At 61.4% G+C, this 8,334-nt stretch carries 9 protein-coding genes; all 9 read right to left on the reverse strand.

The genetic code is table 11. The features are described 5' to 3' along the window. On the reverse strand, positions 1-346 hold a 346-nt coding region (locus F8J34_RS01125; RefSeq protein ID WP_297055563.1), incomplete at its 3' end, for a hypothetical protein. A gap of 242 nt (positions 347-588) precedes the next feature. After that, positions 589-762, reverse strand: a complete 174-nt coding sequence (locus tag F8J34_RS01130) for a DUF6760 family protein (protein ID WP_363315387.1) — start codon at positions 760-762, stop codon at positions 589-591. Further along, on the reverse strand, positions 759-1,121 hold the full coding sequence (locus F8J34_RS01135; RefSeq protein ID WP_297055569.1) for a hypothetical protein: 363 nt from the start codon (positions 1,119-1,121) through the stop codon (positions 759-761). Before F8J34_RS01135 ends, F8J34_RS01130 begins: the two co-directional genes overlap by 4 nt. A gap of 10 nt (positions 1,122-1,131) precedes the next feature. Then, positions 1,132-1,575: a phage tail protein gene (locus F8J34_RS01140; RefSeq protein ID WP_297055572.1), complete on the reverse strand. Its 444-nt coding sequence runs from the start codon at positions 1,573-1,575 to the stop codon at positions 1,132-1,134. Positions 1,576-1,596: 21 nt separating this feature from the next. Continuing rightward, a complete protein-coding gene (locus F8J34_RS01145) occupies positions 1,597-3,135 on the reverse strand; it encodes a phage tail sheath family protein (RefSeq protein ID WP_297055574.1) in 1,539 nt (512 codons plus the stop codon). 52 nt (positions 3,136-3,187) lie between these two features. Further along, positions 3,188-3,781 (reverse strand): hypothetical protein, encoded by a 594-nt coding sequence (locus F8J34_RS01150; RefSeq protein WP_297055577.1) that lies wholly within the window; start codon positions 3,779-3,781, stop codon positions 3,188-3,190. After that, on the reverse strand, positions 3,778-4,350 hold the full coding sequence (locus F8J34_RS01155) for a DUF4255 domain-containing protein (RefSeq protein WP_297055580.1): 573 nt from the start codon (positions 4,348-4,350) through the stop codon (positions 3,778-3,780). The genes F8J34_RS01150 and F8J34_RS01155 overlap by 4 nt, the downstream gene beginning before the upstream one ends. Beyond that, on the reverse strand, positions 4,347-7,232 hold the full coding sequence (locus tag F8J34_RS01160) for a hypothetical protein (protein ID WP_297055583.1): 2,886 nt from the start codon (positions 7,230-7,232) through the stop codon (positions 4,347-4,349). The genes F8J34_RS01155 and F8J34_RS01160 overlap by 4 nt, the downstream gene beginning before the upstream one ends. After that, a partial coding sequence (locus tag F8J34_RS01165) for an ATP-binding protein (RefSeq protein WP_297055586.1) occupies positions 7,229-8,334 on the reverse strand: 1,106 nt, incomplete at its 5' end. The genes F8J34_RS01165 and F8J34_RS01160, both read right to left, overlap by 4 nt.

The raw sequence follows: 8,334 nt of genomic DNA on the forward strand, positions 1-8,334 counted from the left end.
CTCCTGCGGGAGCGACAAGGTCCCTCCTCTCCCGTACGGTGTCCAGGAAAGGGGTAATTTCTTTTCGGAGAGGTCCTTCCCCGGAAGGGGTAACCGGAGGTTCCGGGCTTCCTTCCCGGACGATACGGAGAGATTCCTTCCCTATCAGGATCTCCGGTCGGGGAAGGAATTTCTCCTCCTTCGGGGCGGAAGGGAGAGGAGGCGAGGGAGAGGAAGCCCCGGTCGGGGATAGGATCCCGCGGAGGGTGATCCGTTCCCGGAGAAAAACCGATGGTTCGAGGATGAGGATATAGCGGGAGAAGGTTTCCGGCTCCGTTCCTCCGGAAGCCCCGGAGGCGAGCAGCACGAGAGGGGGCCTCCCGGGGGTTTTTTCTCTTATCCGGATCACCCGCAGGAGGAGCCCCGGGCCCTTATCTCCGGAATGCTTTTTCGGCCGGAAGGCTATCCGGGACCGCAGGGGGCGGAAAAGCCTTCCTCCCGGTATCCGCCAGACCAGCTTAAGGAGGGATGGAGATCCTCTTTCCAGGTGATGCCGTTTTCGGATCCTTTCTGCCAGGAAAATGCCCGGAACAAGGGGTCGGAATAGGGCTACCCCCGGCGTCTTTCCTCCTCGGCCAATCGCTGATTGATACGGCTTATTTCCCGGCACCAGCGTCTCCTTTCCGCATGATCCAGCTCCAGGAGTTCCTGATAGCCCCAGTGCAGGTGATAAGCCAGAAAGGCCAGTTCCTCATAAAGACGCTCCAGGGGGTAGCCCTTCAGGCCCCCGGGTTGGTCACCTCCACCGTCACTTCCTGTCCGCATTGCGGACACTTGGTCTTCAGGGTGTATCCGCCCCCGCCGTTGATGCGTTGATAGAGATCCTGGAGGTAGAGCAGATCCTCCAGAAAAAGCCCCTCGATAATGCGAGGATTTACATCCGGAAGGTCCCCCAGGCGGAGAATGACCCGCGAAAGAACGATAACCGTTAGATAAGCCGGATTGGTCTGTACCCGGGGGTCCTTGAGGGGCAGGATCTCATCCGCGGCGGTGGCCAGCCTCATGACCCCCTGACGGTGGAGACGACCCTCATCGTCCACATAGCCTTTGGGCAGGGTGAACTCGAACTCCGTCTGTAACATGGTCTTCCTCCTAGGCGGTGCGTTTCATGCCTTCATGGGTTATTTCCAGGGTTTCGATGGCCACCTCGTTGCCTTTGGCGTTGAGATCCGGGGCGTCGTATTTGCTCGGCCAGGCCTGATAAAACTCCCACCGGGCCGCGGGTTCTCCCTCCTCGTTAAGGACGATGATGGCCACGTTGCGCCGGGCCTCGCCCATCTTCCCCTGTTCCACCAGCCGACGCCAGTTATAGAGTTCCAGGGAATCGGTAACCCCCCACTTGAGGGTTACGTTGCCGTACTTGGCCAGACCCGGCAGCTTTCGCAATACCGGCGGCTCATGCCCCTCCCGGTATTCCACCACGTCCTGGGTGCTGTCCGGAAGGGTTACCTCGCTGAACCCGGCCTGAACGATGCCGTCGATCTCCACCAGAAAACGGAAATTACGATAGGGATCCTTCCTCTGTCCTACAGGCATAAGGGACCTCCTTGTAAGGGGTTATTCGCTGACCTCGCTGCCTCCGGACCATTGGGCGATCCGGAAGATAACAAACTCGGCCGGTCTCACCGGGGCTACCCCCACCATCACCACCAGACGACCGTTTTCTATATCCTCCTCGGTCATGGTGGTCTCGTCGCATTTCACAAAAAAGGCCTCCTCCGGAGTGGCCCCGGTAAGGGCCCCGTCCTTCCAGACCCCGGTCAAAAACTGGGTCACGGTCTGACGGACCCGGGCCCACAGCCTGGGACTATTGGGTTCGAAGACCACCCATTGGAGTCCCTGCTCGATGGATTTCTCCAGAAAGATGAAGAGCCTCCGGACGTTGACGTATTTCCACAGGGGATCGGAGGAGAGGGTACGGGCCCCCCAGATCCGGATCCCCCTCCCGGGCAGGGCCCGGATGCAATTGACCCCCAGGGGATTGAGAATCTCCTGTTCCCCCTTGCCTACCCGATAAGCCAGACCAGCCACCCCCCGTACCGGTTCATTGGCCGGGGCCTTGTGTACCCCCCGTTCCACATCCGTGCGGGCATAGACCCCCAGCACATGTCCCCCCGGCGGCACGGTCCGCAGGCCCTGGGTTAGAGGATCGTAGATCCGGAGCCAGGGATAGTAAAAAGCCGCGTACTTGCTTTCCCAGTGATCGCGTGGAGGAGAGCCGGCCAGATCTGAAGGGGTCTTTCCCGGAGGCGGGTCTATGACCAGGAAACGATCCTTCAGTTTCTCGCAATGGGCAAGGAGCCGGGGAACCAGATGCGCGTAAAAATCCTTTTCGTAGGGGGCATAGACCAGGGAGATTTCTTCTATCTTCTCCAGGTCCGGGAAAAAGGATTGGTAATTTTCCAGCTTAAGGGTGCCGTCGCTGCCCCCGGAGAGGCGATAGACCCCGGGCGCGAGGTTCTGGGCCTGGGATTGGTCCAGGTTCAACCTCAGCAGCTGGGAACGTTTGAGCTGCTCCCGGAGATCCTCCAGCCTCGAGGAGCTTCCCGGACGGGGAGCGTAAGTTTCCCGGTCCCGGGCCTTTTCCAGAAGACGCTTCAACGCGAGGGGATCCACGTCTCCCCAGGCTTTGTGGGGGTCGGTGCCCATAAGGGCCTCCAGGGTCTTTTCCTGCGGCACCAGGGCCAGCTCCAGTGCGCCTATCTGGCTGGAGTCTTTTTCGTCCGGACGGAGCACCACCAGTAAGCGATTTCCCCAGGCCCCTTTGGAGCCGGCCCGGAAAACGGGATGGGCCGCACCGTTGAAGGTGAAACGGGCCTCCTCGGCCCCCTCGCCCAGGACCCGGCAGACGAAACCGCGTTTTCCCCCGTTCAGGAAAAAACCCTCCAGGGCATAGGGAAGATAGGCCTCCTCGGAAAAAGGCCCTCCGAAAAGGCGCCGGAACTGGGTCAGGCTGGTTACCAGAACCGGCTCCTCCGTGGGACCGCGTTCGGTGCGCCCCAGAAAGACTGCCGTGGAGGTGCTTACCCCCTCGATGGGTTTGGCCCCCAGCTCTATCTCCTCGATGTAAACCCCTGGTGCAAGATATTCCGGCATAAGTCTTCCTCCTTCCTGGTGATTTGAGATTCGGAACCGGCGGAGGCCCTTTTCATGGTCGCACCTCCACCTGGATCCGGGTTTCTTCCCCTACGGGCCAGCGCGGATGCCGTCGGATGATCATCCCCTGCGGGGTCTCCACCTGAAGGGAGATCCGGCGTCCGCCCCGGGGCCCGGGGATAAAAAGCCCCTGCCCCCGCCGCAGGAGTCTCCGGCCCTCCACCCTCCGCGGGAAAAGGACAAAGGATCCCTGGGTGTCGGTACGGGTGAGGATCTCCTCAAAAAGGGTCCGAGCAAGGACCCGGACCCCGCCCAGGGGCCGTCCCTCCCGAAATACCTGCCCGTAAAGCAGGGTGGCCCCGGAGGGAAAGGGATAAATCCTTTCCGGCCAGAGCTCGATCTCCAGAGGTCCTCCCCGGGGCAAGGAAAGCCTCAACTCCCGCGGCTGATAATACGGCCCGGAAACGGAAACGGTTACCTCCAGTCCCTCCCCATAGAGCCGGTAAAAAAGAAGATGATACCCGTGCGGATTTCTCACCCTCCGCACCGGCGGGGGATCTATCCTTAGAAGATAGGGTAAATGGGGTCTTTGCCCGGTGTAAGCGTCGGTGATGAGGAGGATCAATTCCGGAAGGATGCGTCTCATTTCCGGGCCTCCAGGTCCAGAAGGATCTCCCGCACCGGTTCCCTTTCCCGAATCGGGGTTTCCATAATGACCGGGGTAAGGAGATAACAGACCGAGAGTTTGAAGGGCCGGGAATGGAAGGCGTTCCAGATCCGGGCCATCTCCTCCACCGGCAGGGGATGCAGGATCAGACGAAACTCTAGGCCCTGTCCGGCCAGCTCACCCCGCAGATAAGGATCGCGGAGGACAAGATGGCGATGAAAGATGGCCATGGCCCGCCCGAGCAGACGGTATTCCTCCAGGGTGGCGGAGGTGCGGTCGGTCAAACGCGAGGGAGCATAGGCCGTGAGCATAAAATAGAGATCCAGCGCCAGGGGAGGTCTCCTTTCCTCCGGTGTAAAGGCGTTCCTCAGAGCGGTGTTTTCCCGGAGATGGTAGAGGAAAAGACAGAGTCGTGGATTCTCCGCCGGGCCCAGATCCCCGGGGGAGGAGAGCACGATGGCCTCCTCGGGATGGGGAATCACCCCCTCAAAGCCCTCCCGAAGGATACCTATCAGGGTCTCTCCGAGGTCAGCGATTATCTGGCTCATCGGGCCCCGAGCCTCCTTATCAGCAGGGGATAACACCGTTTTATATGTTCTCCGGAGGCAATCTCCCGGGAGGTCCAGAGGTCCCCACCTCCCACCCGGCCCCGACCGGGATGAACCGGTTCCCCGGAGAATTTGACCAGTTTTACCTGGCTCTTTCCCAGTTCCGTGGCCTTCTTGCGCATGGCCCGAAAATAGGCGGCAAAGGCCCCGCCGCTGGAACGATTGGCCCGGGAAGTGAGGAGCACATAGTTTTTCCGGGGATCGTCCTTTCCCCCCACCGCCAGTTCCACAATATGATCCACATCATAGGAAACGGACTTGTCACACTCCTTCCTTCCCCAGTCGGGAAACACGTGCCAGCGGCGTTTTACGATCTCTTCCAGGAGAAACCGGAGGGAGGGATTTTTCTCTTTCATAGATTCACAGATATTTTCCCGGGTCTGGCCGGAAGAAGTCCCTTCCTTACTCCTGATCTTGATCTCCCGGGGTGGAACCTTAGAGGCCAGGAATTTGCAGATACTTTTCAGGGCCGGCTCGGCATAGGTCGCCTCCCAGGCCTTCCGCTGGGCCTTGGCCTCCCGGGGATGGACCGCGGAAACCCGCGCGACAAGGGCCCTTTTTTCGTACCTCGAACGATAGAAATATTCGCCCCCGGGGCCCTGGGTGTAGTATTTGGCCCGGGGCAGATAGAAGGTCCGGAAGATCAGGGTGTCGCCGCTTATTTGATAAGCCGAGGGGCAGGTGGGATCGGACCCGAAAAGCGGAATCCCTTCCTCCACCGGACCCGTATAAATCGTTCTTTCTTTACTCAGAGCGGCCCGGATTTGAAAACGTTTCCCCCGCACCACCGCCTCCAGCCGCCGGAACCGATACCGTCGCCGGAGTTTTCGGGTCAGGGCATAGACCCGGCCCAGGGGAAGGGGCTTTTTCTCCCGGGCGAAGGCGGCCCGAACCGCAGCCAGGGCCCGAGCCTTGCGGGGATCTGTAGGGGCCTGGCCGGGGACCTTTGGCCGTTTGCGGGCCAGCCCCTTGGGGATTCCCTTCCCGTGGCTTCGGACCGGTCTGCGGGCCCTCTTCCGCAGAGCCCTCCCTCTGCCAGGGACCCGGGCCCGATGTCCGGGAGCCGGGAACCCCTTTTTCCGTACCCGCATCCGCCTGGCGGTCCCTCCGGGGCGGCCCCCCGGCCTCTTCTCCGGGGCAGAGGGAGCCCGGGCCCCGGGGCGGTTCCTCTCTTTCCAGCGTCCCGGGGCTTTCCTTTCTCCTGGCCCGCTCTTTACCCGGCGGTGAACCAGATCCGAAGCGAATTTCTCCGGATCGAAATCCACCCGTCCGAATTCGATCCGGGGCCAGTCCCGGGAACCGAACACGTAATCCACCCGGGCCCGGATACCCAGGGTGCCCGGAAGGGGCCACTCCTTGTGCATAAAAGGCCAGCTCCATTTGCGGTCCCCCAGCGGCGACCACCAGGGGCTGTCCACCCGAAGGAAAAAGTCTCCGGAAAGTCCCAGGAAGGGCTGGGCTCCGAGCTCCAGGTCTCCGCTAATGAAGAATTCCCCCTGGCCGTTCTTCGGGTTTTCCCGGTACCCCACCACCGGGGTGGCCTCGGCGTATCCTTTGATGCCGGCCCGACCCGTGAGTCCGATACCGGCCTTCACGTCGTGGTCGGCGATCTCCACCCCGGCCCCACCTTCGATCCGGGCATCCAGCCCCGCCGCTGCGGAGATGTTCAGGGACCCTTGGATCCGAAAATCCTTGGCTACCGCCGGATCGGTGGAATACTGTCCGCTCACCCTGAGGTTATAGAATTTGGCCGGCCCCACTACGGCCCAGAGTTCAAGCCCGATCCCCAGGAAAAGAAATACGTTGCCGAGGACCGGAATACCGTAAGCCGCCCGGGCCTCGAGCGAGGGAAGCTCTCGACGGTAGTTCTTTTGGGGGAAGAGCTCGATCTCGGCCTGAGGGGTGATTTCCCCGCAGACGGTAAAATGTCCCCAGGGATCGATAAAGACCCGGGCGCTCCCGGTGAGCCAGTCCGTAAAATGGAAACGCAGGACCCCCTGGGCCACCAGGGCATAGGGCCGGGGAAAGGGTTTGCGGCGGGGAATCCGGGAGCCCAGCACCTTCCCGGCCCGATCGCTGCTCACCACCTCCAGATGGACCTTTCCGTCGAACTTTTGGTCCCGGTAATTCAGATCTCCCTGGGCCTGAAGACCCTCGCGGTCCCAGAGGAAGTTGGCCTTCCCGGAGGCCCGTCCCAGGGTGACTTGGGTCTGAACCTTCCCCGTAAGGTAGCCGTCCTCCGCGGGAACCAGTTCCATTTCTACCCGGGCTATCTTTCCGAAATCCAGAAGGGCCCCGGCCCGGGTGACCCGGGGGCCGCGATCGGTAAGAGAAAGATCCAGATGCCCCCGAAAACGTTCCTTAATCCGAAGTCTCAGCCCGGAGGCCGCAAACTCCAGTACCCCCTGCTCGGTAAGACGATTGGTGATCCGGGATGAACCGCTTATCCGGATCCCCTGAAGCCCTAGGGCCTGGGGACGAAGCCGCAGGAGAAGGGCCAGATGTCTCAGATTGTGGACCCCCTTTTCCGTGCGGAAGGCCAGATACCCCGTGGGGCCCCGGGGGGTCACCTTTACCCAGAGCCCTACATCCTTTACCGGAAGGGCAGGCCGGGTCAGGGGCAGGAACCCCTTGCCCCGGAGATCATGACGATGGTGAGTGATTTCTATCTCTCCCCGGGCCATGGCTCCATAGGAAAAGATCAGGCGTCTTTTCTGGCCCTGGGGGACCTGCCTTCGGATCTCCTCGATCACTTCCTTTCCGGGACGTCCCCGAAGGTCCACGCCTTCCTTTCTTCTTCCCTCCCGGGCCGGTGCCTTCACCTCGCCTCCAGCATGGCTCCGAGTTTGGTCAGCTCGAGTTCCAAGGCTTCTTTTATTTCCTCGGGGCCTACCGGTCCTTCCCCGGCCAGATAGGCCGCGGTGAGGACGATGTTTCGGATCTGTCCCCCGCTCAGGGGATACTCTCGAGCCAGCCTGGTTACCTCTATACCCCGGGTACGGGGAAGCCGGGCCAGAAATTGCCGCCAGAGCCGTTCCCGCATCTCCTCATCCGGGAAGGGGAATCGGAGGATCAGATCCAGTCGGCGCACAAAAGCCTGGTCCAGAGCCGGTTCCAGATTGGTGGCCAGGATTACACACCCCCGATGATCCTCCAGTCGCTGAAGGAGATAGCTTATTTCCATGTTGGCATAGCGATCCTGGGCCTGTCGATTTTCTACCCGGCGTCCGAAGAGGGCCTCGGCCTCATCAAAGACCACCACCGTCTCCGGGGTTACCAGGTCCTCGAAAATGAGACGCAGATTTTTTTCCGTTTCGCCCACCCATTTACTGGCCACCCCGGCCAGATCCACCATCACTAGCGGCAACCCCAGAGATCCGGCCAGGATTTCCGCGGCCAGGGTTTTGCCTGTACCCGGAGGCCCGGAAAAAAGTACGTTGACCCCTTTGCGGGGATAAGCCAGGCGGGCCAGGCCGTCATCCTCCAGGATCAGAGTCCGGCGCCGCAGACGAAGTAGGAGGTGATCCAGGAGCCTCTTTTCCCTTTCCGGTAATACCAACTCTTCGGGGCTCCGGCAGGGCTTCCGCACCAGGGCCAGCCCCTGGGCCCGGCGACGGTATTTTTCAAGGAGGATCTCCTCCGGCGTAAGCCCGGCCCGGATCCATTTTTTGAGATCCCGCCGGCAAACCGGGAAAGGCCAGGCCTCGGAAAGCCCACACTGTCGAAAGACCCCGGCCAGATAGTCCCCGGAGGGAGAGGGGACACCGAGACGGTGTTCCGCAAACCCCAGGGGGCGTTCGGCCACCAGGACCAGATAAAGGGCCAGATCCCGCAGCAGGTCCCGCGGAAGTTCCTTCCGATCGGCCTCGGTAAGGACCACCAGCCGCCCCTCCAGAAGGGCTTCCCGCAGGATCTCTCCCAGAC

Origin of the sequence: Thermosulfurimonas sp. (genome assembly GCF_015491435.1) — a bacterium.
In the GTDB taxonomy this organism is placed as follows: Bacteria; Desulfobacterota; Thermodesulfobacteria; order Thermodesulfobacteriales; family Thermodesulfobacteriaceae; genus Thermosulfurimonas_A.